Source organism: Nocardia sp. PLKS1-43, assembly GCF_059510335.1.
In genome coordinates this window covers 82,683-108,049 of the sequence record NZ_JCAJZQ010000015.1, presented here as the reverse complement: position 1 = coordinate 108,049, position 25,367 = coordinate 82,683, and the positions used below count along the sequence as shown (strand labels likewise).

Sequence of the window (25,367 nt, the reverse complement as noted above, 5' to 3'; positions counted from 1 at the left end):
CGGGCGCGGGTGGCGCGTTGTTCGACAACGAGGACATGTCGGCGGGATACGTCAGTGAACCGGAGGCGGGCACGGCCGGCGTCGTCGATGTCGGCGCCGTCGTGCCGGAACTGGCCGATACCCAGGTCGTCGCGGAAGTCGTTGCGCCACACCGGGAAATCGAGACCGCGGTCGGCGAGCCGCTGCTGCGCACCGAGGGGCTGACGATGCGGTTCGGCGGCCTCACGGCGCTGGATTCGGTGAGTTTCGAGATCCGCCGCGGCGAGATCCTCGGGCTCATCGGGCCCAACGGCGCGGGCAAGACGACCTGCTTCAACGCCATCACCGGTGTGTACCGGCCGTCGGCGGGCACGGTGTACTTCGACGGCAAACCGCTCACCAAGACCAAGCGCAACCAGATCACCCGGTTGGGCATCGCCCGGACCTTCCAGAACATCCGGTTGTTCGGGGAGATGACGGCGCTGGAGAACGTGGTCGTGGGCACCGACGCCCGGCACCACACCTCGGTGCCCGGCGCGGTGTTGCGTTCCTCCCGGCACCGGCGCGAGGAACGTGACGCCATCGAACGAGGTATGGCGCTGCTGGAGTTCGTCGGCATCGCGCCGCGGGCGGTGGAGAAGGCGCGCAATCTGTCCTACGGCGATCAGCGCCGGTTGGAGATCGCCCGCGCGCTGGCGACCGAGCCGAAGTTGCTCTGCCTGGACGAACCCGCCGCCGGCTTCAATCCGAGCGAGAAGTCCGCGCTGATGGATCTGATCCGCAAGATCCGCGACGACGGGTTCACGGTGCTGTTGATCGAGCACGATATGCGGCTGGTCATGGGCGTCACCGACCGGATCGTGGTGCTGGAGTTCGGGCGCAAGATCGCCGATGCGCTGCCCGAGCAGATCCGGGACGATCCGGCGGTCATCGCGGCCTATCTGGGTGTGCCGGACGAGGAGGCCGCGGCGGCCGCGCAGGAGCCTGATTCTTCCGGCGAAGCGCCGGGCGAGGTCGCTGCCGAGGTCCCCGCGCCCGATCGGTCCGGCACCCCCGACGTCGCGTTCATCCGGCCCGAACCGGTGGCGCAGTCGCCCAGTGCGCTCACCACCGGCGGTCCGGGGCAGGGCGGCGCCGAACCGCTGCTCGTGGTCGAGGACATGGTCGTCGGCTACGGCAGAATCCAAGCGCTGCATGGCATTTCGCTGCAGGTCGCGGAGGGTGAGCTGGTCACGCTGCTGGGCGCGAACGGCGCGGGCAAGACGACTACCATGCGCGCGCTGTCCGGGCTGTTGCCGCTCGGACGCGGGCGAATCACGTTCGCGGGCAAGGACGTCAGCCGGATGCGGGCGCACGAGCGGGTGGTGGAGGGGCTGATCCAGGCCCCGGAGGGACGCGGGGTGTTCCCGGGGATGACCGTGCAGGAGAACCTCGACATGGGTTGTCACGCACGGCCGTTCAAGCAGAAGGCCGAGTACGCGCAGACGCTCGAGCGGGTCTTCGAGCTGTTCCCGCGGCTGGCCGAACGCCGTAAACAGGTGGGCGGCACCATGTCCGGCGGCGAGCAGCAGATGCTGGCGATCGGCCGCGCGCTGATGGCCCGGCCCAGGCTGCTGCTGCTGGACGAGCCCTCGATGGGCCTGGCGCCCATGGTGATCCAGCAGATCTTCCGGATCATCAGCGAGATCAACGCCAACGGCACCACCGTGCTGCTGGTCGAGCAGAACGCACAGCAGGCGCTGACCCGCAGTCACCGCGCCTACATCCTGGAGACCGGTGAGATCACCAAGACCGGCGGCGGCCGTGCGCTGCTGACCGATCCGGCGGTCAAATCGGCGTATCTGGGCGTCGCGTAGCTGCGTTTTCGGCCCCGCTTCGCTCCGGCGTGTCCGCGGCCCCCGAAGTCTCGTCGTTCGGCCCCGCGTCCGAACGACGAGACGGGCCGCGAACGGTGTTGTCGGCTCTCGCTCCGCTCGGGCTGTTCGAATCATCGGTGCGAAGCCGAGGCAGAAGATGCAGTGCAGCACTTGTCGGTGCCGGTCCTTAGACTCTGTGCCGTGACTTCAGCCACCAGCGATCAGCGCCCGAGCACCGTGCCCGCAGCCACCGACGGCGAGCGGCCGACCCTGTTGTTGCTGGACGGGCACTCGCTGGCCTATCGCGCGTTCTTCGCGCTGCCCGCGGACAATTTCAAGACGGTCACCGGGCAGACCACCAACGCGGTGTACGGGTTCACCGCCATGCTCATCAACCTGTTGCGCGACGAGAAGCCCACCCACATCGCCGCCGCGTTCGATGTCAGCCGCAAGACCTTCCGCACCGAGGCGTATCCGGAGTACAAGGCCAATCGCTCCCAGACGCCCGACGAGTTCCGCGGGCAGGTGGAGATCACCCAGGAGGTGCTGGGCGCGCTGGGCATTCCGGTGCTGGCGATCGATGGTTACGAGGCCGACGATGTGATCGCCACCCTGACTACCCAGGCCGTCCCGCAGGGTTTCCGGGTGCTGATCGTCACCGGTGACCGGGATTCGCTGCAGCTGGTGAACGACGATGTCACGGTCCTGTACCCGAAGAAGGGCGTCTCCGAACTCACCCGGTTCACCCCCGAGGCGGTGCAGGAGAAATACGGTCTGACCCCGGCCCAGTATCCGGACTTCGCGGCGCTGCGCGGCGACCCGAGCGACAATCTGCCCGGTATCCCGGGCGTGGGCGAGAAGACCGCCGCCAAGTGGGTGCGCGAGTACGGCGATCTGGCCACCCTGGTCGACCGCGTCGACCAGGTGAAGGGCAAGGTGGGTGACGCGTTGCGCGCCAACCTTTCCAATGTCGTGCTCAACCGTCAGCTCACCGAGATGGTCAAGGACGTCGCGCTGCCGTACACCCCCGACCAGCTGGCTCAGCAGCCGTGGGACCGGGACAGGATCCACCGGCTCTTCGACGATCTGGAATTCCGGGTGCTGCGCGATCGGCTGTTCGACACCCTGGCCGCGCCCGAGCCCGAGGCAGAGGGCGGATTCGAGATCAGCGGCGGGGCCATCGAGCCGGGCGGCGCCGCGGACTGGTTGGCCGAGCATGCCAAAGCCGGTGTGCGTCATGGCATTTCGGTTGTCGGCAGCGGAACCCCGGTGAACGGTGAGGTCACCGCGATCGCGATCTGGGCGGCTGACGGTGAGGGCGCGTATTTCGATGCGGTGGCGCTGACCCCCGAGGACGAGGCCGCGCTGGGTGCGTGGCTGGCCGATCCGAAGATTCCCAAGGCCGTGCACGAGGCCAAGGCGGCGTTGCACGCGTTGCGCGGGCGGGGTTGGCGTCTGGCCGGCCTTGCCAGCGATACGGCGCTGGCCGCCTATCTGGTTCGGCCCGGTCAGCGCACGTTCAATCTGGACGACCTGTCCCTGCGCTACCTCTCGCGTGAGTTGCGGGTCGAAACGGATGCGCAGCCGCAGCTGTCCCTGCTGGACGAGGAGGGCTCGGTCGACGCCGAGCTGGCACAGAGCGAGATGCTGCGCGCCCGCGCGGTGGCCGATCTGGCCGATGCCCTGGAGATCGAGCTCGAGCGCATCGAGTCCACCAGTCTGCTCACCGATATGGAGTTGCCGCTGCTCGAGGTGCTGGCCGAGTTGGAGGATGCGGGTATCGCCGTCGACATGGCCGAGCTCGAACAGCTGCAATCCGAATTCGCCGATCGCGTCGCCGACGCCGCGAGCGCGGCCTACGGGGTGATCGGCAAGCAGATCAATCTCGGCTCGCCCAAGCAGTTGCAGGTGGTGCTGTTCGACGAACTCGAGATGCCCAAGACCAAGCGCACCAAGACCGGATACACGACCGATGCCGACGCGCTCGAGTCGCTGTTCGAGAAGACCCAGCACCCGTTCCTGGAGCATCTGCTCGCGCACCGCGACGCGACCCGGCTGAAGGTGACGGTCGACGGCCTGCTCAAATCGGTCGCCGACGACGGCCGCATCCACACCACGTTCAACCAGACCATCGCGGCGACCGGCCGGTTGTCCTCGACCGAGCCCAATCTGCAGAACATCCCGATCCGGACCGACACCGGCCGGCGCATCCGCGACACATTCGTCGTCGGACCCGGTTGCGAATCGCTCATGACCGCGGACTACAGCCAGATCGAGATGCGGATCATGGCGCACCTGTCCAAGGACGAGGGCTTGATCGAGGCGTTCAACTCGGGGGAGGACCTGCACAGTTTCGTCGCCTCCAAGGCATTCGACATCCCGATCACCGAGGTGAACCCGGAGCTGCGCCGCCGGATCAAGGCGATGTCCTACGGCCTTGCGTACGGCTTGTCCGCCTACGGGTTGTCCCAGCAGCTCAAGATCAGCGCGGAGGAGGCCAAGGCCCAGATGGAGGTCTACTTCTCCCGGTTCGGCGCGATTCGCGACTATCTGCACGAGGCGGTGGAGCAGGCCCGCAAGGTCGGATACACCGAGACGCTGTTCGGCCGGCGTCGCTATCTGCCCGATCTGGACTCGAGCAATCGCCAGCGTCGCGAGGCCGCCGAGCGGATGGCCCTCAACGCGCCCATCCAGGGCACCGCGGCCGACATCATCAAGGTGGCCATGATCAACGTGCAGCACGCGGTGCAGGAGGCCGGGCTCGCCTCACGGACCCTGCTGCAAATCCACGACGAACTGCTCTTCGAGGTCGCCCCGGGCGAGCGCGAACAGCTGGAAGCCCTTGCGCGCGAACATATGTCGAATGCCATCGTACTGTCGGTGCCGCTCGAGGTATCGGTGGGAGTCGGCCACAGCTGGGATGCCGCCGCGCATTAGCAGCCGGAAAGAAAAACCGTGGCCGCCGGTCGGATGAGGGGGACGCCCGGCGGCCACGGAGTCTGTCGGCCCGGCGGAGCGCCGAATCCGGTCGGGCCGCCGGCCCGGCCCGGTTGGCCGGTATGCGATCAATCGTGCGCTGCCCGCCTTACGGCCGGATGATAGCGACCTTCGAGAAGGCTGAGAACGCCGTCCGGCGGCGTCGCAGAGCTGTGCCGCACGGCCGGACCGGGGGGCTGAAAACCCGGCCGAAAGGGATATTCCGCCGCGATTGCCTGATGATTGCCATTGTGCCGCACCGGCGGCTTTATCACTGGTTGCCGTATACCGGGCGGGTTGCTGGAGGTGTCGTCGGCCGTTGGTGCGCCGTTTACGGACGATTGTGACGAAGTTACCCATCGGTTCCGCGCCTAGGTGGTTGCTATCGGCGGTGACAGTCCATATTCTCTAACCGTGCCGAATCCCGCCGCTAGCCACAGCGCCGTTCGCAATGTCGCCGACCGCGACCGTGCGGCGCTAATGCCGCTGACCGCGGTGGCTACTGGGCGACTTCTCGTAGTTCTCCGCCGTAGCGGGGTCTGATTCGGACCGGCCCCTCGCTGCGGCCGTAGAACCTTCACTGCGCTGGTCCCCTCTGTCAATCGGACACGACAAGCCTCGGGAAGACCTAGTCACATGACACTGACCATCGATACTGCCTTCATCACCGCCGCCCCGCGCGCCCTGCGGGCCGAGAGCGACGGTCTGACCCCCGCCGAGTTCCACCAGCGGTACTGCGATCTCGCGGGCCCGGTCAAGCTCGGCGACTGGACACCCGCCGGGCAGCGACATGCCTCGGCAACCTACACCGCCACACTCGAATTCAACGGACATCTGCGGACCGTCGTGTCCGCGGGCAACCCAGTGGCCGCGATCACCTCGGCCCTCTACGACGAGGGCTATCCGGTCGAGATCCTGCAGTTCCACCAGCGCCAAACCGCTTCCGGCATAGCGACTTTCGTCCGGTGCGAGTGCAACGGCCGCCGCGGCTGGGGTGCCGCCGTCGCCGGCGACGGCGCGGAATCCTCTGTGCGAGCGATACTTTCGGGTATCAACTCGTTCGCCAACTGATACCGGCACGACTCGCCCCCGCCGCGAACGACGCGGCGGGGGCGAGTCGTGCGGCAGGGTCGAGTCTCACTCGCCCTGTTCCGCGGACTGCTCGGCGATCTGCTTGCGGACGTCGTCCATATCGAGTGCCTTCACCTGGGTGACCAGGTCCTCGAGGGCGTCCGGCGGCAATGCGCCGGGCTGGGCGAATACCAGCACACCCTCACGGAAAGCCATGATCGTCGGGATCGAGCGGATGTTGGCCGCGGCGGCCAGGCTCTGCTCGGCCTCGGTGTCGACCTTGCCGTGGATCACATCGGGGTGCTTGTCCGAGGACTTGTCGTAGGTCGGCGCGAACTGCTTACACGGTCCGCACCAGTCGGCCCAGAAATCGACGAGCACGACGTCGTTTCCGGTGACGACCTCATCGAAATTCTGAGCGGTCAAGGTCTGGGTGGCCATGGGGTCCTCTCCTGTTGGTAACGCTGTGTACAACACGGGACACTGCGCTGATCTTCCGCACTCCCCGCCGCCCCGCGGCGGCAGCGTGTCGTCGGGCGCCTCGGGCCGGCAGTCGGGTTGTGGACGTTCCCGGAAACTACTCCTTGCGCCTCTCCGGGATTTCTACGTGGCGTGGGTCTCGGCCGGGCGTTCCCGGGAAAATACCCATGTGCTTGCGAGATCAATCATCGCGGTGCGGCGGGCACCGCTGGTACACGCTAGCGCGGGTGGGCCCGGTTGGTGCGGGCCGACCAGCGGGGTGGGGGCTTGCGGACCGTCGCTTGCCGGGGCTGTCCGGCCGAAGTCAGGACCGACCCGGATGCGCGTGGGCCGGGGCGCGCGTCGAGGATGGGGTGATGACTTCGGAGACGATTCGGCTGGGGTTGATCGACGGGGACGGCATCGGGCCGGAGGTGGTGAGCGCCGCTCGGGAGGTGGCCGACGAGGCGTTGCGGGCGGCGGGCGCGCCGGCGGCGGAATGGGTGCGGCTGCCGATGGGCCTGCGTGCGATCGATGAGTTCAACGATCCACTGCCGTTGGTGACGCTCAACGCGCTGGCCGAATTGGACGGGTGGATTCTCGGTCCGCACGACAACGCTTCCTACCCACCGGAATTCCGCACACTCGCACCTCCCGGCGGAGCGATCCGCAAGCGGTTCGACCTGTTCGCGAACATCCGCCCCGCGCGGGCGTTCCGCGGTGTGCGCGCGATCGCGCCGGAGACCGATCTGGTCATAGTGCGGGAGAACAGCGAGGGTTTCTACGCTGATCGCAATATGTTCGCCGGTTCGGGTGAGTTCCGGCCGACGCCCGATGTGGCGATGTCGGTCGGGGTGGTCACCCGTGACGCCTGTGTGCGGATCGCGCACGAGGCCTGTGCGCTGGCGTCGGCCCGGCGCAAGCATCTGACCATCGTGCACAAGGCCAATGTGCTGCCGATGACGATGGGCCTGTTCCGTGACGTCTGTTACGAGGTGGCCGCGGGCTATCCGGGCCTGCGGGTGGACGACGAGCACGTCGATGCGGCGGCCGCTCACCTGGTGCGCGCGCCGGGGGATTACGACGTGCTGGTCACCGAGAATCTGTTCGGCGACATCCTGTCCGATCTGGCCGCCGAACTCGGCGCATCGCTCGGAACCGCCGCCGCGCTGAACTGCTCACGCAGCCAGGCGATGGCTCAGGCCGTCCACGGTGCGGCGCCGGTGCTCGCCGGGCACAACCGCGCGAATCCGGCCGCACTGCAACTGTCCACGGCAATGCTGTTGCGCTGGTTGGGATCTCATCGCGCGGAGCCGACGCTGACACAGGCGGGCGAACGTATCGAACGCGCCGTGGCCGCGGCCTTCGAGGCCGGTATCGCCACGGCCGATCTGGGTGGGCTCGCCTCGACCAGCGAGTTCACCGAGCAGGTCCGCGCGCGTGTGCATCGCTGGTGATAGGGTTCCGGACTCGGCGTGTATGGGCGCTCGCCGCACCCGGCGAGCATTAACCTTCGGTAACCGACCGGCACAGTCGGTCCGAATCGCATACATTTCGAACGGCGGGCGACAGCGTCGAAATTGTCGCTCACCCAAACATGGAGGGCTGCTGTGTCTGTTCGATTCGGAGCTCGCGGGTACGTTCTGCGAGCCGCATGTGTTGTCGCCGGTGGCGCGTTGCTGCTGACGGGCTGTACCAAGAACACCGAGAGCACCACCCCGGCGGTGGCGAAGGTGCAGGTCAGCAAGGTGGATGCGCTGGCGGCGCAGGTGCCGGAGAAGGTCAAACAGGCAGGCAAGCTCGTGGTCGGGGTCAATATCCCGTACTCGCCCAACGAGTTCCGTGATCCGTCCTCGGGCAAGATCGTCGGTTTCGACGTGGACCTGATGGACGCGGTGGCCACCACTCTGGGCCTGACGGCGGATTATCAGCAGGCGGATTTCGAGAAGATCATCCCCAGCATTCAGGCGGGCACATACGACCTGGGCATGTCTTCGTTCACCGACAACACCGACCGCGAGAAGTCGGTCGATTTCGTCGACTACTTCTCCGCGGGCAGCCAGTGGGCCAAGCAGAAGGGCGCGTCCATCGACCCGAACAACGCCTGCGGTAAGAAGGTCGCGGTCGAGCGCACGACCGTGCAGCAGACCGACGAACTCCCGGCCAAGAGTAAGGCGTGCACCGACGCGGGTAAGCCGAAGATCGATATCGTGGCCTTCGACGATCAGGCCGCCGCGGCGAATGCGCTGGTGCTGGGCCAGGTCGATGCCTTCTCGGCGGATTCGCCGGTGACCGCCTACGCGGTCAAGCAGAACAAGGACAAGCTCGAGACCGACGGTCCGATCTTCTCTTCCGCCCCGTACGGCTGGCCGGTGGCCAAGGGATCGCCGCTGGGCCCGGTCCTGCAGGCCGCGGTGCAGCATCTGATGGATTCCGGCGACTATCACAAGATCTCCCAGAACTGGGGCGTCGAGCAGGGTGCGATCACCAAGTCGGTAATCAACGGGGCCAAGGGCTGATTCGATGAGTTCACCGGCCCCCGACAACGCGGGCGCCACCGGTGCACCCGCCGAGCCCGCACCGATCAAGGCGGTACCGCTGCGCCGGCCGGGCCGGTGGGTGGCCGCGATCGTCATCGGGATCCTGCTGGCGCTGTTCGTCTACGGTGCGGCAACCAACGACGGCTACCAGTGGAGCACCTACCGCGACTACCTTTTCGACGTGCGGATCGCCGAGGGCGCGCTGGTCACGCTCGAACTGACCGTGCTCGCGATGGTGATCGGCGTCGTGCTTGGCGTCACCCTGGCGGTGATGCGGTTGTCGCCGAATCCCGTGCTGCGCTCGGTGTCGTGGGGGTACCTGTGGGTCTTCCGCGGGACCCCGGTCTACGTGCAATTGCTCTTCTGGGGTCTGTTCCCGTCGCTGTACAAGGTGATCGAGCTCGGAATCCCGTTCGGCGGACCGCATTTCACGCACTGGAACGTGCAGCAGTGGCAGGCTCCCTTCCTGTTCGCGATGATCGGCCTCGGCCTCAACGAGTCGGCGTATATGGCCGAAATCGTCCGCGCCGGAATCAATTCCGTCGACGAGGGGCAACGGGAGGCCTCCTACGCGCTGGGTATGTCGTGGTCGCGGACGATGTGGCGCACCGTGCTGCCGCAGGCGATGCGAGTGATCATTCCCCCGACGGGCAACGAGCTGATCAGCATGCTCAAGACCACGTCGCTGGTGACGGCCATTCCGCTGACCACCGATCTGTACGGCCGCGCGCACGACATCTCGAGCGTGAACTTCCGGCCGGTGCCGCTGCTACTGGTGGCCGCGACCTGGTATCTGGCGATCACCAGTATGCTGATGATCGGCCAGTACTACCTCGAGCGGTACTACTCGCGCGGTGTGACCCGGCGGCTGACCGCGCGTCAGTTGCGCGCCATGGCCGAGTCGACCGCTCTGACGGAGGTGGGCAAATGACCCTCGCCGCAACCGATTCCGCACCGAGCGCGGCGATGATCAGCGCCCAGCAGGTGTGCAAGAACTTCGGCACCCTGCGGGTACTCAAGGGCATCTCGCTGGAGGTGGCGCGCGGTGAGGTGGCATGCCTGATCGGTCCGTCCGGATCGGGCAAGTCGACCTTCCTGCGCTGTATCAACCACCTCGAACAGGTCAATGCCGGCCGGCTCTACGTCGACGGCGATCTGGTCGGGTACCGGGAGAAGGGCGGGCGGCTCTACGAGCTGCATCCGCGCGAGGCCGCGCGCCAGCGCCGCGATATCGGCATGGTGTTCCAGCACTTCAACCTGTTCCCGCACCGTACGGCGCTGGAGAACGTCATCGAGGCGCCCACCCAGGTGAAGAGGATCCGCAAGGCCGAGGCGGTCAGCCGCGCGAAGGAGTTGCTGGACCGGGTCGGATTGGCGGACAAGGCCGATAGTTATCCGGCCCAGCTGTCCGGCGGTCAGCAGCAACGGGTCGCGATCGCGCGGGCGTTGGCGATGGACCCCAAGCTGATGCTGTTCGACGAGCCGACCTCGGCGCTGGATCCCGAACTGGTCGGCGAGGTGCTCGGCGTGATGCGCGAGCTGGCCGCGTCGGGGATGACCATGGTGGTGGTCACCCATGAGATGGGGTTCGCCCGCGAGGTCGCCGATCAGCTGGTTTTCATGGACGGCGGCGTCGTCGTGGAGTCGGGCGAGCCGCGCAAGGTGCTCTCCGATCCGCAGCATGAGCGCACGAAGACGTTCCTGTCCCGAATTCTCTAGCGCGGCACGATATCCGGCTGCTCCCTGCCGAGAAGTCGCCGAAATATATGGAGCACAGCAACTTTCGTGCATCCGCCCGAGGCGGGCGGCGGCGCGAGCGCGGATTCAGCGGGCGTGTGGCACAGGGGTCGCGAGTGCGATACGAAGCTGCCCGAGAAGCACTTTCGCGGCGGGTGCGGCAGGGCGGTCGGCCCGCCAGGTGAGGGCGAGGCGGCCGCGTAGTTCGGGTTCGATCTCGACCATGCGGACGCCCTGCGCCGCCGCCTGCGCCGGGGACAGGTCCGGCACGACGGCCACGCCGAGGCCACCGGCGGCGAGGCGGATCAGCAACGGTGGTGCGGCCGCCTCGAATTCGACACGCGGTTCGAAACCCGCTTCGGCGCAGGCGTGTTCGAGCAGGCCGCGGATTCCGGTGCCGCGCGAGAGGCAGATCAGCGGGTGGTCGCGCAGGTCCGCCAGTGTTGTCCGAGCGCCGAACTCCCGGTCGTCGGCCGCGACGGCGGCGTTGACGCGGGTGTCGAGCACGATGTCCACACCCAGGCCGGGATCCGGTTCCGCCCCGGTCAACGCGACCAGCGCGATATCGAGATCGCCGCGCACCACGGCGGCGAGCATCCGGTCGGAGGTGTCCTCGGTCAGGGTGATCCCGACCCGCGGATGATCGCGGTGGAAGGTCGTGAGCACCGCGGCGATATCCACCTCGCCGAGCGCGGCGCCGGAGATGAGGCCGATCCGGACATGGCCGCGCAGCAGACCGGTGAATTCGTCCACGGTGTGCGAAATCTGCTGTGCCGCTTGTAATGCCGCGCGGGCGTGCGGCAGCACGGCGGCGCCGGTCGCGGTCGGGGTGACCGATCGGCCGGAGCGGTCCAAAAGCGGCTGGCCCACCTCCTTCTCCAGCTGCCGGATCTGGGCGGACAGGCCGGGCTGGGTCAGATGCAGGCGGGCCGCGGCGCGGGTGAAATTGGCCTCCTCGACCACGGTCACGAAGTAGCGCAGCTGCCGCAGTTCCATAAGCAGAAATTATAGCGGCAAGAAAATCTATCTGTTGTACTTCTGGTTCGCGAACCGGCAGATTCGAAATATGACCACTACGCGCTCGCTTTCCGAACTTCCCGAAGTCACCGGCCCGCTGTTCCAGCCGGGCGCACCCGGATACGACCAGGAGGTCGCGGGGTTCCAGACCGCCTACACCCACCGGCCCGCGCTGGTCGTCGGCGCACTGCATGCCGAGGATGTCCGCAGCGCGGTGGAATACGCTGCGCGGCACCGGCTTCCGGTCGCGGTACAGGCGACCGGGCACGGACTGTCGGTGGCCGCCGACGGCGGCGTGCTGATCAGTACCCGGCGAATGCGGGAGATCACCGTCGACCCGGACGCCCGCACCGCCCGGGTGGGCGCGGGGGTGCGGGCCGAGGCGCTGATCGAGGCGGCCGTGCCGCACGGACTCGCGCCGTTGAACGGCTCGTCACCGAGTGTCGGGGTGGTGGGCTATCATCTCGGCGGCGGTCTCGGCATCCTGGCCCGGACCTTCGGCTACGCCGCCGACCATGTCCGCGCGATCGAGCTGGTGACCGCAGACGGGCGATTGCGCCGTCTCACCCCCGGTGACGACCTGTTCGGCGCGGTGCTGGGCACCGGCGGCAATTTCGGTGTGGTGACCGCACTCGAGATCGAACTCCTTCCGATCGAGGCCGTCTACGGTGGCCGGCTGATCTTCGACACCGGACTCGTGGAACCGGCCCTCGAGGCGTGGCGGCAGTGGACCTGGGACGTGCCCGAGGAGATGACCTCGGCGATCACGATGATGACCATGCCGGACCTGCCGATGATCCCGGAACCGTTGCGCGGCAGGTACATCGCCACGGTCAGCATCGCGTACACCGGTTCGGGACGCGATGGCGAACGGCTCGTCGCGCCGCTGCGCGCGATCGGGCCCCGCCTGACCGACGACCTGCGGGTGATGCCCTATGCGGACACCCACACGATCTACAGCGACCCGCCCTTCCCGCACGCCTACACCGCGACCAACGCCTTGTTGCCCGAGTTGACCGCCGATGCGGCACAGGCGTTCCTGGACGTCACCGGCCCGGACGGTCCGGAGCCGGTGGTCGCCAATATCCGCCATCTCGGCGGTGCGCTGCGTCGTCCGGGCCCGGCGAACGTCGCGGTCGATCACCGCGACGCGGAGTACCTCGCCCGGTTCATCACCGGGCCGGAAGGAGCCGGTACAGCGGTCGGCGACCACCACGACCTGATCGCGAAAGCGTTGTCCCCCTGGACGATCGGCAATATCCCCACCTTCCTCTACGGTGCCGGCGAGCGGGCCGGTGAAGCCCAGACCCGCACCGGTTATTCCCCGGCCACCTATTCGCGGCTTGCCGCTCTCAAATCCGATCTCGACCCGGCGAACCTGTTCCGCTTCAACCGCAATATCCGCCCGGCCCGTTCGTGATCCGGCCGGGCTCGCTCGCGATCCGTCCGGGTGTGGGACGTCGCGCGGAATCCGCGCCGCCGCACGCACCCGGCGGCCTCGTCCGGCGGTTCGCGATCGGCCGTGGCCGACCGACCGCGCTCGCGGTGCGCGGGTGCGTTCGGTGCCGAGTGCGCCGATGGGGATGAAACCTGCGGGGCGTGGTCGCGCTCCGCGGCGGCCGCGGTGGCGTCCGGCCCGCGGTGGCGCCCCGGTGATTCGGGGCATGCGGCCACTGGACACCCGAGACATCAGAAAGCTATTGTCGTGATATCACTTCAATATTGGGAGGATGTCATGGAGTTGCGGCGGGCCTTTCGGGTCAACGGGTTCTTGATGCTCGTATTGCTGCTGGTCATCGGCGCGGCCGGGCTGATCGGCGGAATCGCGGCATCGGGGTCGGCGGCGAACGGGCACGGGGCCGGTGCGGGTGCCGGAGCGGTGGTCGGGTACGTGGTGCTGGGGGTGGCGGTGCTCGCGCTGACCGGGCTGACCACCGTCGGGCCGAACGAGGCCAAGGTGCTGCAGTTCTTCGGCAAGTACATCGGCTCGGTCAGCGACGCCGGCTTCTTCTGGGTGGTCCCGCTGACGACCAAACGGCGAATCTCGTTGCGGGTGCGCAACTTCGAGACCCAGAAGCTGAAGGTCAACGATTCGGACGGCAATCCGGTCGAGATCGCGGCCGTGGTGGTCTACCGCGTGGTGGACAGCTTCAAGGCGGCCTTCTCGGTCGACGACTACGAGGAGTACGTGCGCACCCAGTCCGAGACCGCGGTCCGGCATCTGGCCACCACGCACCCGTACGATGCCGCGCCCGACGCGGTGGCCGCGGCGGTCACCCAGGCGACCGACGCCGTGGCTTCCGCTGATCAGTCGCGCACCAGCCTGCGTAACGGCACCGAGGTGGCCGAGGAGATGACCGTCGAGCTGCGCGAGCGCACCGAGATGGCCGGCATCGAGATCCTCGAGGCCCGGATCACCCACCTGGCCTACGCGCCGGAGATCGCCCAGGCGATGCTGGTGCGTCAGCAGGCCAGCCAGGTGGTCGCGGCCCGCAGCCGGATTGTCGACGGCGCGGTGGGCATGGTCGGCATGGCGCTGCAACGGCTGTCGGACGAGGGCATGGTCGAACTCGACGAGGAGCGCAAGGCCTCGATGGTGTCCAACCTGCTGGTGGTGTTGTGCGGGGATCGTGCCGCACAACCCGTGGTCAACACCGGGACCCTGTACTCCTGATGGTCGCGCGCGAGCCCAAGAAGGTGTTGCTGCGCCTGGATCCGGCCGTCCACGAGGCGATCGCCAAATGGGCGGCCGATGATCTGCGCAGCGTGAACGCCCAGATCGAGTACGCGCTGCGCAGGGCCCTCGAGCAGGCGGGCCGGTCGCCCAAACCGCGCGCCGCGCCGGGCTCGGATTGATCGGGTGCCGCCGCGAGAAAAGTGCCGGGCCGTGGTTCGCGAACCACGGCCCGGCGGCATGTGAGGGCACCTGCCCGGGGTCGAAACAAACTAAACGTCGGTTTTGTCCAGGATTGGTTACCAACACGTCACGTATTGAGCACAAAACGCCCCAGGACATGCGTGGACATCACGGATAGGTAGCGTGGTCGCGTGCCAATCTCGTTCGAAACCGGGGGACTGCAACAGCTCGACCAGAACACCTGGGGGGATCCGAAGACTCGCGACATCATCACGCTGACGTACATCGACGCGGTGCCCGATCTGCCCGCACCGCTCGAGGACGAGGACACGCTGCGCCGTCGGCTCACCGAGCTGCAAGCCGAATTCGGCTGCCTGCTCGAGGCGCATTCCATCACGGTGAACGGTCAGCCTGCGCTGTTGCGGCTGGAGAAGTTCCCGTTGCCGGACCGCGAGTCGGGTCTCGGATTCACCGCGGGCATCGTGGTGCCCAAGGCCACCTGCAGCGCGATCCTGAAGATCATGTGTCCGGAGAATGGACGGCCCGGCGCCCGCGAAGCTGCGGTCGTGCCCAAGGTCGGCTTCCCGAACATGTTCCCGCCGCACCCGTACGCGCCGGACGTCCGGGGCAAACTGCCCTACAACGCCGCCGACGACATGCGCTGGGACTCGATGTTCCCCGGTCATGCCCTCTCCCGCGCCCGCGCCTGGATCGTGCACGCCAGCCGCACCGCCAAGATCGACCCGCGCTACGCCGCCCTGCCGCCGTTCACCGGCCCGGCCCCGGCCGGCGCGAAGGCGAGTGCCGGCGGGACGGGCAGCGGCGCGAGTTCGAGCGCGAGCAACTCGTCGAGCGAGAGCGCCGCCACCGAGGCGATGCCGATCGCGTCGGCTCCGGCCTCCCCGGAGACCATGCCGATCCCCAAGGCATAAGGGCCCGCGCTCAGCCCCGGGGACGTGAGGTGCGCGTGCGGCCCGGCTTCTCGGTGACGAAAATCGCTGTGCCGGGGAATATTTCGCCGCGCAGCGGACTCCACTGTCCCCATTCGCGGTCGAGCCACTCCGGCCAGTCCGGCTCGATCAGATCGACCAGGACGAGCCCGGCCGCCACGATCTCGCGCACCCGATCGCCCACGGTGCGGTGATGTTCGACGTAGGTCGGGTTGTCCTCGTCATCGACCTCGACATACGGGGTGCGGTCGAAATACGGCATGGTCGCGCGCAATCCGTCCGGCCCGGGATCGTCGGGAAAGATCCAGCGCATCGGATGATTCACCGAGAACACCCAGCGCCCGCCGGGCCGCAACACTCGGGCCACCTCGCGCATGACGCGAGCGCTGTCGGCGACGAAGGGCACCGCGCCGAAGGCCGAACACGCCAGATCGAACGATTCGCCGGCGAACGGCAACTCCTCCGCCCCGGCCTGCACCAGCGGCACCCGCGGACCGCCGCGCGCCATCGCGGCGAGACCGCGTTCGAGCATCCCGCGCGAGAGATCCAGTCCGACCGGATACGCGCCGTGCGCTGCCAGCCACCGCGAGCACGGGGCCGATCCGCAGCCGACCTCCAGGATCCGCCTGCCGGCGATATCGCCGAGCAGATGCCAGTCGCCCTCGTGCAATCCCTCGGGGCACCAGACGAATTCGCCCTCGGGGGAGTCGACGCCGAGGAACTCGGCATGTTCGTCGTGATACTGCGCCGCGTCGGCGTCCCACCAGGCCCGGCTGGCGCGGGCGCTGGCGCCGGAATCGACACGGGTGCGGCTCACTCCGGTGGTGCCGAGCGTGGCGGTGGCCTGCGCGTGGCGGGCTTCGGACGAGAAATCGGGACGGTCTCGAGGCATGATGGAAGGGTATCGACATACCGGGGGACCCTTGTTTGCTTGGTACAACGCACGTCGCGTACGCTGTTTCCCGCGAGTGTCTTCAGTACTCGCGTACCCGGTACGTGATTGCTGATGTCACTCGTGAGCTGTGAGTCCAGGTAATGAGTACAGCGTTGTGCTGTGTCGCGGCGATGTGCTGTGCAGGTCCAACGTAGTTCCCGTGGCTGTGAGTTAGCAGCGAAACCGAAAGTTCCAATGTCCACTACCGACCACAATCCGTCCGGAGCAACCCAACATATGCCCACCACCGTCACCTCGCCGCAGGTAGCCGTCAACGACATCGGCTCCGCCGAGGACTTCCTGGCCGCAATCGACAAGACGATCAAGTACTTCAACGATGGCGATATCGTCGAAGGCACCATCGTCAAGGTCGATCGCGACGAGGTTCTGCTCGACATCGGTTACAAGACCGAAGGCGTCATCCCTTCCCGCGAACTGTCCATCAAACACGATGTCGACCCGAACGAGGTCGTTTCCGTGGGCGATGAGGTCGAGGCCCTCGTTCTCACCAAGGAGGACAAGGAAGGCCGCCTGATCCTGTCGAAGAAGCGCGCGCAGTACGAGCGGGCGTGGGGGACGATCGAGGAGCTCAAGGAGAAGGACGAGGCCGTCAAGGGCACCGTCATCGAGGTCGTGAAGGGCGGTCTGATCCTGGACATCGGCCTGCGCGGCTTCCTGCCCGCCTCGCTGGTCGAGATGCGCCGGGTCCGCGATCTGCAGCCGTACGTCGGCAAGGAGATCGAGGCCAAGATCATCGAGCTGGACAAGAACCGCAACAATGTGGTGCTGTCGCGCCGCGCCTGGCTGGAGCAGACCCAGTCCGAGGTCCGCAGCGAGTTCCTGCACCAGCTGCAGAAGGGTCAGGTCCGCAAGGGCGTCGTGTCCTCGATCGTCAACTTCGGCGCGTTCGTCGATCTCGGCGGCGTCGACGGTCTGGTGCACGTCTCCGAGCTGTCCTGGAAGCACATCGACCACCCGTCCGAGGTCGTCGAGGTCGGCATGGAGGTCACCGTCGAGGTTCTCGACGTCGACCTGGACCGCGAGCGGGTTTCGTTGTCGCTCAAGGCGACTCAGGAAGACCCGTGGCGTCAGTTCGCCCGCACCCACGCAATCGGCCAGATCGTGCCCGGCAAGGTCACCAAGCTGGTTCCGTTCGGTGCGTTCGTGCGCGTCGAAGAGGGCATCGAGGGCCTGGTGCACATCTCCGAGCTGGCCGAGCGCCACGTCGAGGTGCCGGATCAGGTTGTCGCCGTGGGCGACGACGCGATGGTCAAGGTCATCGACATCGACCTGGAGCGTCGCCGGATCTCGCTGTCGCTGAAGCAGGCGAACGAGGACTACCACGCCGAGTTCGACCCGTCGAAGTACGGCATGGCCGACAGCTACGACGAGCAGGGCAACTACATCTTCCCCGAGGGCTTCGACCCCGAGACCAACGAATGGCTCGAGGGCTTCGAGAAGCAGCGCGAGGAGTGGGAGGGCCGCTACGCCGAGGCGGAGCGTCGCCACAAGATGCACACCGCGCAGATGGAGAAGATGGCCGCCGACGCCGCCGCCGAGGCCGCGAACGGTGGTTCGTCGAACTACTCCTCCGAGAGCGGTGCGCAGGCCAACGCTTCGTCGTCCTCCTCCGCCACGGAGTCGGCCGGCGGTTCGCTGGCCAGCGACGCGCAGCTCGCCGCGCTGCGCGAGAAGCTGTCCGGCAACGCGTAATTCGCACGTCCGACGAAGGCCCCGGTCGACCGACCGGGGCCTTCGCCCTTTCCTGGGACGTCCCGGCGCCCTCGGCGATGACACCTCCGAGTCCACCGCGGAATCCGCAATCGGTCGCGGCGCGGAACCCCGCCCCTTCCCGGTGGACCCTGAAAGTCGCGCCGCGACCGGATAGGTTGTGCGGTAGCGTCATCGGCGCTATTGAAATTCGATCGTTTCACAGTTCTGGAAGGGTTCGGGGCGGCATGGGTCTGTTCGACGGCATCAATCGGCGCGATTTCCTGGCCAAGGCGATGGCGGCGGGCGGGGCCGCGGCGCTGGCCTCGCTGGCGAACCCGATCATCGAACGCGCGTACGCGGCCGATCCGGCCGGTATGGGCGGGCTCGGCGATATCGAACATTTCGTGCTGCTGATGCAGGAGAACCGTTCGTTCGACCACTACTTCGGGACGATGTCCGGAGTCCGGGGCTTCGGCGACAAATCGGCGGCCTGGCGGCAGTACGGGTACGCCCCGGGCGTCGGGCCGAGCGCGGAGGGGTACATTCTGCCGTTCCGGCTCGACACCAACCGTGGTGCGAGCCTGGACGGGGAGTGCATCAACGATCCGGACCACAGCTGGTCCGGAATGCATCAATCCTGGAACGGCGGGCGCAACGACCGGTGGATGCCGATGTCGATCGCGAGCGTCGGCGCCGGAAACGGCCCTGCCGCAATGGGTTACTACACCCGCGAGGACATCCCGATCCACCACGAGCTGGCCGATGCTTTCACGATCTGCGACCACTACCACTGCTCGGTTCTGGGCCCGACCGATCCGAATCGGCTGTACTGGATGTCCGCGCACATCGATCCCGAGGGCGTTGCGGGCGGCCCGCTGGTGGAGACGCCGACGCTCCTGCCGCAGAACGCCTACAGCTGGCGCACCATGCCCGAGAATCTGTCCGCGGCGGGGGTCAGCTGGAAGATGTACAACAACCGCGACGTCGGCCCGATCTCCTCGGTCTTCCTGGACGGCATGCTGAGTTGCTTCAAACAGGCCGCCGACCCGAATTCCGAACTGGCGCGGCGCGGTAAGGCCCCGGTGTATCCGAACGATTTCGCCGCCGACGTGGCCGCCGACAAACTGCCGTCGGTCTCCTGGGTGATCCCGGCGCTGATGAACTGCGAACACCCTGCGCTGCCGCCCGCGTTCGGCGCGGTCGGCATCATGCAGGTCCTGGACATCCTCACCTCGAATCCGAAGGTGTGGGAGAAGACCGCCCTGATCGTCAGCTACGACGAGAACGGCGGATTCTTCGATCACGTGACTCCGCCGACGGCTCCGCACGGCACGCCGGGAGAGTATCTGACCGCCGATCTGAAGCGGGTACCCGCGGCCAAGGGGATCGCGGGCCCGATCGGATTGGGTTACCGCGTACCGTGTCTGGTCATCTCGCCGTACTCGCGCGGCGGGTTGGTCGCCTCCGAAACCTTCGACCACACCTCCCAATTGCGTTTGCTGGAGCGGCGTTTCGGCGTCGACGTGCCGAATCTGACGGCCTGGCGACGACGGGTCACCGGGGATATGACCTCCGCCTTCGATTTCGGTTCCGCGCCGGACAAGGTCCCACCACGAATTTCCGATCCGAATTCCCGTACCGCCGCGGCCCTGGCCCAGTGCGGCCCGAATATCGGACTCGGTACGCAGGACAAGGGAATTCCCTATCCGGTGCCGCCCAATGCGATGCCGGCCCAGCGGCACGGCAGCCGAAGGCGGCCGAGCGGACTGGTGTGATTGGCGGGCGTCAGCCGATGGCGGTCGCGGGGACCCAGGGCACCGCGGCCAGCGCCGTGCGGCGGCGCATGGCGGCCCAGCTGTGCCGGGCCGGATTGACCAGGGCGACGAGCCAGGTGCGGCGGTACGCCGCCAATGCGGCCGCGACGGCAGGGATTTCGAGGCAGTGCACCCCGCCTGGCGCGCCAAGTCGGTGGCGACCCGTCTGGATGTTTCGGATGCCCAATGCTGTTCCTTCGCTTGCTCGTCTGTGGCCTGGATCGCCTGCGGCGAAAGATTAGCGGAACGAAAGTGGGTGATCGGCGATTTTGATCGACTTGTGTCCTTGCGTGTCGGAAATTCTCGGACCACAGGTCGGTATCGGCTGGAAAAAGTTGCGAATTGATATCGCTGCCGTCACGGAATGGGAAATGTATCCATCAACCGCGTGAAAGATATTGCGGGTGTGGGTATTCCGGACTTTTGCGCCGGCTCGCCCGCCGGCTGCGGCCGGGTCGGGCGGGCCGGCTCCTCGTCCGGATGCGAGACTGGTCCGATGTTGCGTATCGGTCTCACCGGAGGCATGGGAGCGGGTAAGTCGACGGTGGCGCGGCTGTTGGTGGAACGCGGTGCGGTTCTGGTCGACAGTGACGCGATCGCCCGCGAAGTGGTGGCGCCGGGTACCCCGGGACTGGCCGCGCTGGTCGAGGCGTTCGGCGCCGACATCCTTTCCGCGGACGGCAGTCTCGATCGTCCCGCGTTGGCGGCCAGGGCATTCGCCAGTGACGAGGCCAGGGGCACGCTGAACTCGATCACTCATCCGCTGGTCGGCGCCCGCACCGCCGAGATCATCGCCGCCGCACCGGCGGATGGCATTGTCGTGCAGGATGTTCCGCTACTGGTCGAGAACGGCCTGGGGGCGATGACCAATCTGGTCGTCGTGGTCGAGGCGGAGCTGGAGACGCGGGTGCACCGGCTCGAGGCGTTCCGCGGTATCTCCCGCCGCGACGCGCTGGCCCGGATCTCGGCCCAGGCGACCGACGAACAGCGGCGAGCGGTCGCCGATGTGCTGCTGGACAATTCGGGTGCTCCGGAGGATCTGGAGCCGCAGGTGCGTGCGCTGTGGGACGAGCGCCTGGTGCCGTTCGAACACAACCTGCGCACCCGGACCCTGCCCGAGCGCGGCCCGGTGCGGTTGACCGACGCGGACCCGTCCTGGCCCGCGCAGGCCCAGCGGATCATCGCCCGGCTCGCCCTGGCCTGCGGAGCCGCCGCGCTGCGCATCGATCACATCGGCTCGACGGCCGTGCCCGCACTGCCCGCCGAGGACGTCATCGACGTCCAGATCACCGTGGCCGATCTGGAGACCGCGGACGTACTTCGAGATGCGTTGCAGGACGCTGGTTTCCCGCGTGGCCCGTACCTCACCGACGATCCGAAGCTCGGAACCGATCCAGCGCTGTGGGCCAAACGGATTCACGGCAATGCCGACCCGGCCCGGCCGGCCAACGTGCACATCCGGGTGGACGGCCGGCCCGGGCAGCGCTTCGCACTCGCGTTCCGGGATTGGTTGCGCGCCGAACCCGCCGCGCGCGAGGAGTACCTGGCGGTCAAGCGTAAGGCCGAGGCGAGTGCGGCGGGGTTGACCGGCGAGGCGGCGATCGCGGCATACATCGACGTGAAGACCCCGTGGTTCGAGGAGATTTATCCCCGCGTGCTGAGCTGGGCCGAACAGGCCGGCTGACCGGCTACAGCCAGGTCAGCGTGACACCCAGGGACGCCTCGATCCAGCGGCCGAAGTCGTGCCCGTGCCGCGCGATGCCGTCGATCGCGGCGGTGGCGACCTCGATCGCCCCCTGAGCCTGCGGCAGATCGAGATATCCGGCGGCGTGCGCGGCGAGCAGCTCGTCCACATCGAGCAGCCGCGCATCGCGGCCGGTGCGCACGACCAGATCCAGATAATGGTCGATCGAACGCCACCGGCCCGGTTCGATCTCGCCGAACTCACCGATATCGATGTAGTAGTCCTGATCCCGGCGGTGCGCGGGCGTGAAGTGAAAGACGGTGGCGCGCAACGACTTCGCGGGCAACAACCAGGACTCGAGGTAGTGGAATTCGGGATGGTCGGCCGTGCGGGCCATATACAGCCCCCACGGCTCGACGCGATACCGCTCCACGGTCCGCACGAACCCCTTGGGGTCGGTGTTGGTGAGCTCACCGATGTCGAAGTACTCGACCTTGGGTCGATGCAGATGAACCGCTGGCACCTGGGACATGTTTCGTGAATCTACCGGGCATCGCCCGGCGATTCACCGATTGCCACTACAACCAGGTGAGGGTGATGCCCTCGGACCCGAGCCAGCGCTCGACGTGCCGGTCGTGCGCGACGATGCCGGCGACCACCGAATTGGCGCGTTCGATGATGCGCTGCGCCTGGGCGGCGTCGACGTAGCCCGCGTCGTGTGCGGCGAACAGATCCTCCAGGCCGTGCAGCTCGGGGGTGTGGCCGTTGCGGCAGACGATATCGAGGTAGTGGTCGATCGCGCGCCAGCGCTTGGGCTCCAGGCGGGTGTACTCACCGACGTGTACGTGGTAGATCGGGTCGCGATCGTGGGCGTTGTTCGCGTGGCTCATGGTGACCCGCACCGCCGGATCGGGTAGCAGCCAGGCTTCGGTGAAGCGATCGGGGGGTGTGTCGGCCGCGCGCACGAGGTACAGACCCCACGGCTCGGCGTGATAGCTCTCCACCGAGTGGACGAAGCCGCGGGCGTCGGTCTTGGTGCAGTCGGCGATGTCGAAGTACTCGATCGACGGTTTGCGCGGCGTGCGGGCCGGTGCGGCCGCGGGGGCCGGATGCTGCGACGGGCCGTGCGTGTGCACGGTGGAGAGCAGGTTGCGTGCCGCGTTGCGCAATGGGTTGAGACTCGTCATTGCACTGCCCCTATCTGGAACTTCCTGGGAAACCGGATCGACAGTACACCTGGATTGCCTGCTGCGCCGGGCCGTAAACGCACTTCTCGCGCGTCGTGACGAATTCGGCACCGATCGCGAACTCCGTTGCGTCACCGGACATTTCGGACATCGGATGATCATTCCCAGGTGATCGGCGACCGCCGCCGGGGCGAGCGGCGCGTCCGGGGGCGCTGACGGTGCGGGCATCGAGCGGTGAATGTTGTCGGTGGGTCGTCCTACGCTGTGAACCATGGCTTTCGCATCCGAGCTGCCCGCCGAGGGCAACACACCGCTGGCGCATTCGGAGTTCCGGCCCATCGGCGAGATCGAGCGGGCCGACGGGCGGTTCGAGGTGATCAGCGAGCATCGGCCCGCCGGCGATCAGCCGGCCGCGATCGAGGAGCTGGACCGCCGGTTGAAGGCCGGGGAGCGCGATGTGGTCCTGCTCGGCGCCACCGGTACCGGTAAATCGGCGACGGCGGCCTGGCTGATCGAGCGCACCCAGCGCCCCACCCTGGTCATGGCCCCGAACAAGACGCTGGCCGCCCAGCTGGCCAACGAGTTGCGCGAGATGCTGCCGAACAATTCGGTGGAGTACTTCGTCTCGTACTACGACTACTACCAGCCCGAGGCGTACATCGCGCAGACCGACACCTACATCGAGAAGGACAGCTCGATCAACGACGATGTCGAGCGGCTGCGCCACTCGGCCACCTCGAGCCTGCTTTCCCGCCGGGACGTCGTCGTGGTCGCCTCGGTGTCCTGCATCTACGGCCTGGGTACGCCGCAGTCCTACCTGGACCGGTCCGTGCAGCTCGAGGTCGGTGGCGAGGTCGATCGGGACAGGTTGCTGCGTCTGCTGGTCGACGTGCAGTACACCCGCAACGACATGTCCTTCACCCGCGGCTCGTTCCGGGTGCGCGGCGATACGGTCGAGATCATCCCCTCCTACGAGGAGCTCGCGATCCGGATCGAATTCTTCGGTGACGAGATCGAGGCGCTCTACTACCTGCACCCGCTGACCGGCGATGTGGTGCGCCAGGTGGATATGGTCCGGATCTTCCCGGCGACGCACTACGTGGCCGGTCCGGAGCGGATGGAGCGGGCCGTTGCCGATATCGAGGTCGAACTCGAACAGCGCCTCGCCGAACTCGAGCGGCAGGGAAAGCTGCTCGAGGCCCAGCGTCTGCGCATGCGCACCCAGTACGACCTGGAGATGATCCGGCAGGTCGGGTTCTGCTCGGGCATCGAGAACTACTCCCGGCATATCGACGGCCGTGCGGCCGGCTCGGCCCCGGCCACGCTGATCGACTACTTCCCCGAGGATTTCCTGCTCATCATCGATGAGTCGCACAACACCGTCCCGCAGATCGGCAGCATGTACGAGGGCGACATGTCCCGCAAGCGCAACCTCGTCGAATACGGCTTCCGGCTGCCGTCCGCGGTGGACAACCGGCCGCTGACCTGGGAGGAGTTCGCGGATCGCATCGGCCAGACGGTCTACATGTCGGCCACCCCGGGCCCGTACGAACTCGGGCAGACCTCCGGTGAGTTCGTCGAGCAGGTCATCCGCCCCACCGGTCTGGTGGATCCGCACGTCGTGGTCAAACCGACCAAGGGACAGATCGATGATCTGGTGCACGAGATCCGCGTCCGCGCCGAGAAGGACGAACGGGTCCTGGTCACCACGTTGACCAAGAAGATGGCCGAGGATCTCACCGACTATCTGCTCGGACTCGGCGTGCGGGTGCGGTATCTGCACTCGGAGATCGATACGTTGCGTCGGGTGGAACTGCTGCGGCAGCTCCGCCTGGGCGAATACGACGTACTCGTCGGCATCAACCTGCTGCGTGAGGGCCTGGACCTGCCCGAGGTGTCGCTGGTGGCGATCCTGGACGCGGACAAGGAAGGCTTCCTGCGCAGCACCACCAGCTTGATCCAGACCATCGGCCGCGCCGCTCGCAACGTCTCGGGTGAGGTGCACATGTACGCCGACAAGGTCACCGATTCGATGCGCAACGCCATCGAGGAGACCGAGCGGCGTCGGGCGAAACAGATCGCCTACAACGAGGCCAACGGGATCGACCCGAAACCGTTGCGCAAGAAGATCGCCGACATCCTCGACCAGGTGTATCGCGAGGCCGACGAGACGGAGGTCGAGATCGGCGGTTCGGGCCGCAATGCCAGCCGCGGCCGTCGCGCCCAGGGCGAACCCGGCCGGGCGGTCAGCGCGGGCGTCTACGAGGGTCGCGACATCAAGTCCATGCCGCGCGCCGAACTGGCCGATCTGGTGAAGGAGATGACCGACCAGATGATGAACGCCGCACGTGAGCTGCAGTTCGAGCTCGCCGGCCGGTTGCGCGACGAGATCGCCGATCTGAAGAAAGAACTGCGCGGAATGGACGCGGCAGGGTTGAAATGAGTACCGTTCCACTGGGTTTCGGCTCGGCTCCCGTATCGCCCGGTTTCCCGGTCGAGGCGGGGCGTGCCGCCCTGGCGGAGTCCGGGGCCCAGGCACACGTGCACGCGGTAGTGCGCACAGGGAAGGTGTGCCTGGGTTCCGGTGTCCGCC

At 67.2% G+C, this 25,367-nt stretch carries 21 protein-coding genes and 1 pseudogene; 16 read left to right on the top strand and 6 right to left on the bottom strand.

Annotation, left to right across the window (positions count from 1 at the left end; genetic code table 11):
- Positions 1–35: 35 nt before the first annotated feature.
- The 4 genes and pseudogenes from AC5WS7_RS35100 to AC5WS7_RS35085 form a co-directional block, all read left to right on the top strand.
- A pseudogene (locus tag AC5WS7_RS35100) lies at positions 36–947 on the top strand (ABC transporter ATP-binding protein); the annotation flags it as partial.
- A 192-nt stretch (positions 948–1,139) separates the two neighbouring features.
- Positions 1,140–1,835: an ABC transporter ATP-binding protein gene (locus tag AC5WS7_RS35095; protein ID WP_495959027.1), complete on the top strand. Its 696-nt coding sequence runs from the start codon at positions 1,140–1,142 to the stop codon at positions 1,833–1,835.
- Positions 1,836–2,036: 201 nt separating this feature from the next.
- Entirely contained in the window at positions 2,037–4,772 is a 2,736-nt protein-coding gene (polA, locus tag AC5WS7_RS35090) for a DNA polymerase I (RefSeq protein WP_495958936.1), read from the top strand.
- Positions 4,773–5,447: 675 nt separating this feature from the next.
- The gene (locus tag AC5WS7_RS35085) at positions 5,448–5,882 is read left to right on the top strand and encodes an alpha-isopropylmalate synthase regulatory domain-containing protein (RefSeq protein WP_495958935.1); all 435 of its coding nucleotides are present in this window, start codon (positions 5,448–5,450) and stop codon (positions 5,880–5,882) included.
- Between the two features lie 66 nt (positions 5,883–5,948).
- On the opposite strand, the gene trxA is transcribed toward AC5WS7_RS35085, so the two are convergent.
- The gene (gene trxA / locus AC5WS7_RS35080; protein ID WP_067892466.1) at positions 5,949–6,323 is read right to left on the bottom strand and encodes a thioredoxin; all 375 of its coding nucleotides are present in this window, start codon (positions 6,321–6,323) and stop codon (positions 5,949–5,951) included.
- 395 nt (positions 6,324–6,718) lie between these two features.
- Between trxA and AC5WS7_RS35075 the strand changes: the two genes are divergently transcribed.
- The 4 genes from AC5WS7_RS35075 (at position 6,719) to AC5WS7_RS35060 (ending at position 10,600) form a co-directional block, all read left to right on the top strand.
- Positions 6,719–7,798: an isocitrate/isopropylmalate dehydrogenase family protein gene (locus tag AC5WS7_RS35075; protein WP_495958934.1), complete on the top strand. Its 1,080-nt coding sequence runs from the start codon at positions 6,719–6,721 to the stop codon at positions 7,796–7,798.
- Positions 7,799–7,951: 153 nt separating this feature from the next.
- Positions 7,952–8,860 (top strand): ABC transporter substrate-binding protein, encoded by a 909-nt coding sequence (locus tag AC5WS7_RS35070; protein WP_495958933.1) that lies wholly within the window; start codon positions 7,952–7,954, stop codon positions 8,858–8,860.
- Positions 8,861–8,864: 4 nt separating this feature from the next.
- Complete coding sequence (locus AC5WS7_RS35065) at positions 8,865–9,812, top strand: amino acid ABC transporter permease (protein WP_495958932.1); 948 nt, start codon at positions 8,865–8,867, stop codon at positions 9,810–9,812.
- A 35-nt stretch (positions 9,813–9,847) separates the two neighbouring features.
- Positions 9,848–10,600, top strand: coding sequence for an amino acid ABC transporter ATP-binding protein (locus tag AC5WS7_RS35060; protein WP_495959026.1), 753 nt, complete (start codon positions 9,848–9,850; stop codon positions 10,598–10,600).
- Positions 10,601–10,705: 105 nt separating this feature from the next.
- On the opposite strand, the gene AC5WS7_RS35055 is transcribed toward AC5WS7_RS35060, so the two are convergent.
- The gene (locus AC5WS7_RS35055) at positions 10,706–11,614 is read right to left on the bottom strand and encodes a LysR family transcriptional regulator (RefSeq protein ID WP_495958931.1); all 909 of its coding nucleotides are present in this window, start codon (positions 11,612–11,614) and stop codon (positions 10,706–10,708) included.
- Between the two features lie 70 nt (positions 11,615–11,684).
- Here AC5WS7_RS35055 and AC5WS7_RS35050 point away from each other — a divergent pair, with 70 nt between their 5' ends.
- The 4 genes from AC5WS7_RS35050 to AC5WS7_RS35035 all read left to right on the top strand — a co-directional run bounded on the left by AC5WS7_RS35050 (position 11,685) and on the right by AC5WS7_RS35035 (position 15,424).
- Positions 11,685–13,055 (top strand): FAD-binding oxidoreductase, encoded by a 1,371-nt coding sequence (locus AC5WS7_RS35050; protein WP_495958930.1) that lies wholly within the window; start codon positions 11,685–11,687, stop codon positions 13,053–13,055.
- Between the two features lie 315 nt (positions 13,056–13,370).
- Positions 13,371–14,309 (top strand): SPFH domain-containing protein, encoded by a 939-nt coding sequence (locus tag AC5WS7_RS35045; protein ID WP_495959025.1) that lies wholly within the window; start codon positions 13,371–13,373, stop codon positions 14,307–14,309.
- The gene (locus AC5WS7_RS35040; RefSeq protein ID WP_067892479.1) at positions 14,309–14,491 is read left to right on the top strand and encodes a type II toxin-antitoxin system antitoxin; all 183 of its coding nucleotides are present in this window, start codon (positions 14,309–14,311) and stop codon (positions 14,489–14,491) included. The genes AC5WS7_RS35045 and AC5WS7_RS35040 overlap by 1 nt, the downstream gene beginning before the upstream one ends.
- Positions 14,492–14,683: 192 nt before the next feature.
- On the top strand, positions 14,684–15,424 hold the full coding sequence (locus tag AC5WS7_RS35035) for a hypothetical protein (protein ID WP_495958929.1): 741 nt from the start codon (positions 14,684–14,686) through the stop codon (positions 15,422–15,424).
- 10 nt (positions 15,425–15,434) lie between these two features.
- On the opposite strand, the gene AC5WS7_RS35030 is transcribed toward AC5WS7_RS35035, so the two are convergent.
- Positions 15,435–16,334 carry a class I SAM-dependent methyltransferase gene (locus AC5WS7_RS35030; protein ID WP_495958928.1) on the bottom strand — a complete coding sequence of 300 codons (900 nt, stop codon included), beginning with the start codon at positions 16,332–16,334 and terminating at the stop codon, positions 15,435–15,437.
- Positions 16,335–16,613: 279 nt separating this feature from the next.
- Here AC5WS7_RS35030 and rpsA point away from each other — a divergent pair, with 279 nt between their 5' ends.
- Both rpsA and AC5WS7_RS35020 read left to right on the top strand, forming a co-directional pair.
- The gene (gene rpsA, locus AC5WS7_RS35025) at positions 16,614–18,089 is read left to right on the top strand and encodes a 30S ribosomal protein S1 (protein ID WP_495958927.1); all 1,476 of its coding nucleotides are present in this window, start codon (positions 16,614–16,616) and stop codon (positions 18,087–18,089) included.
- A gap of 245 nt (positions 18,090–18,334) precedes the next feature.
- Complete coding sequence (locus AC5WS7_RS35020; protein WP_495958926.1) at positions 18,335–19,864, top strand: phospholipase C; 1,530 nt, start codon at positions 18,335–18,337, stop codon at positions 19,862–19,864.
- Positions 19,865–19,874: 10 nt separating this feature from the next.
- Here the strand turns inward: AC5WS7_RS35020 and AC5WS7_RS35015 are convergent, their stop codons facing one another.
- Positions 19,875–20,090 carry a hypothetical protein gene (locus AC5WS7_RS35015; RefSeq protein ID WP_495958925.1) on the bottom strand — a complete coding sequence of 72 codons (216 nt, stop codon included), beginning with the start codon at positions 20,088–20,090 and terminating at the stop codon, positions 19,875–19,877.
- A gap of 309 nt (positions 20,091–20,399) precedes the next feature.
- On the opposite strand from AC5WS7_RS35015, the gene coaE reads away from it, so the two are divergent.
- The gene (gene coaE / locus AC5WS7_RS35010; protein WP_495958924.1) at positions 20,400–21,587 is read left to right on the top strand and encodes a dephospho-CoA kinase; all 1,188 of its coding nucleotides are present in this window, start codon (positions 20,400–20,402) and stop codon (positions 21,585–21,587) included.
- 4 nt (positions 21,588–21,591) lie between these two features.
- Here coaE and AC5WS7_RS35005 read toward each other — a convergent pair whose 3' ends face one another.
- Both AC5WS7_RS35005 and AC5WS7_RS35000 read right to left on the bottom strand, forming a co-directional pair.
- Complete coding sequence (locus AC5WS7_RS35005; protein WP_495958923.1) at positions 21,592–22,119, bottom strand: ribonuclease FAU-1 family protein; 528 nt, start codon at positions 22,117–22,119, stop codon at positions 21,592–21,594.
- Between the two features lie 46 nt (positions 22,120–22,165).
- Positions 22,166–22,774, bottom strand: coding sequence for a DUF402 domain-containing protein (locus AC5WS7_RS35000; protein WP_495958922.1), 609 nt, complete (start codon positions 22,772–22,774; stop codon positions 22,166–22,168).
- Between the two features lie 271 nt (positions 22,775–23,045).
- On the opposite strand from AC5WS7_RS35000, the gene uvrB reads away from it, so the two are divergent.
- Positions 23,046–25,217 (top strand): excinuclease ABC subunit UvrB, encoded by a 2,172-nt coding sequence (uvrB, locus tag AC5WS7_RS34995; protein ID WP_495958921.1) that lies wholly within the window; start codon positions 23,046–23,048, stop codon positions 25,215–25,217.
- Positions 25,218–25,367: the final 150 nt, after the last annotated feature.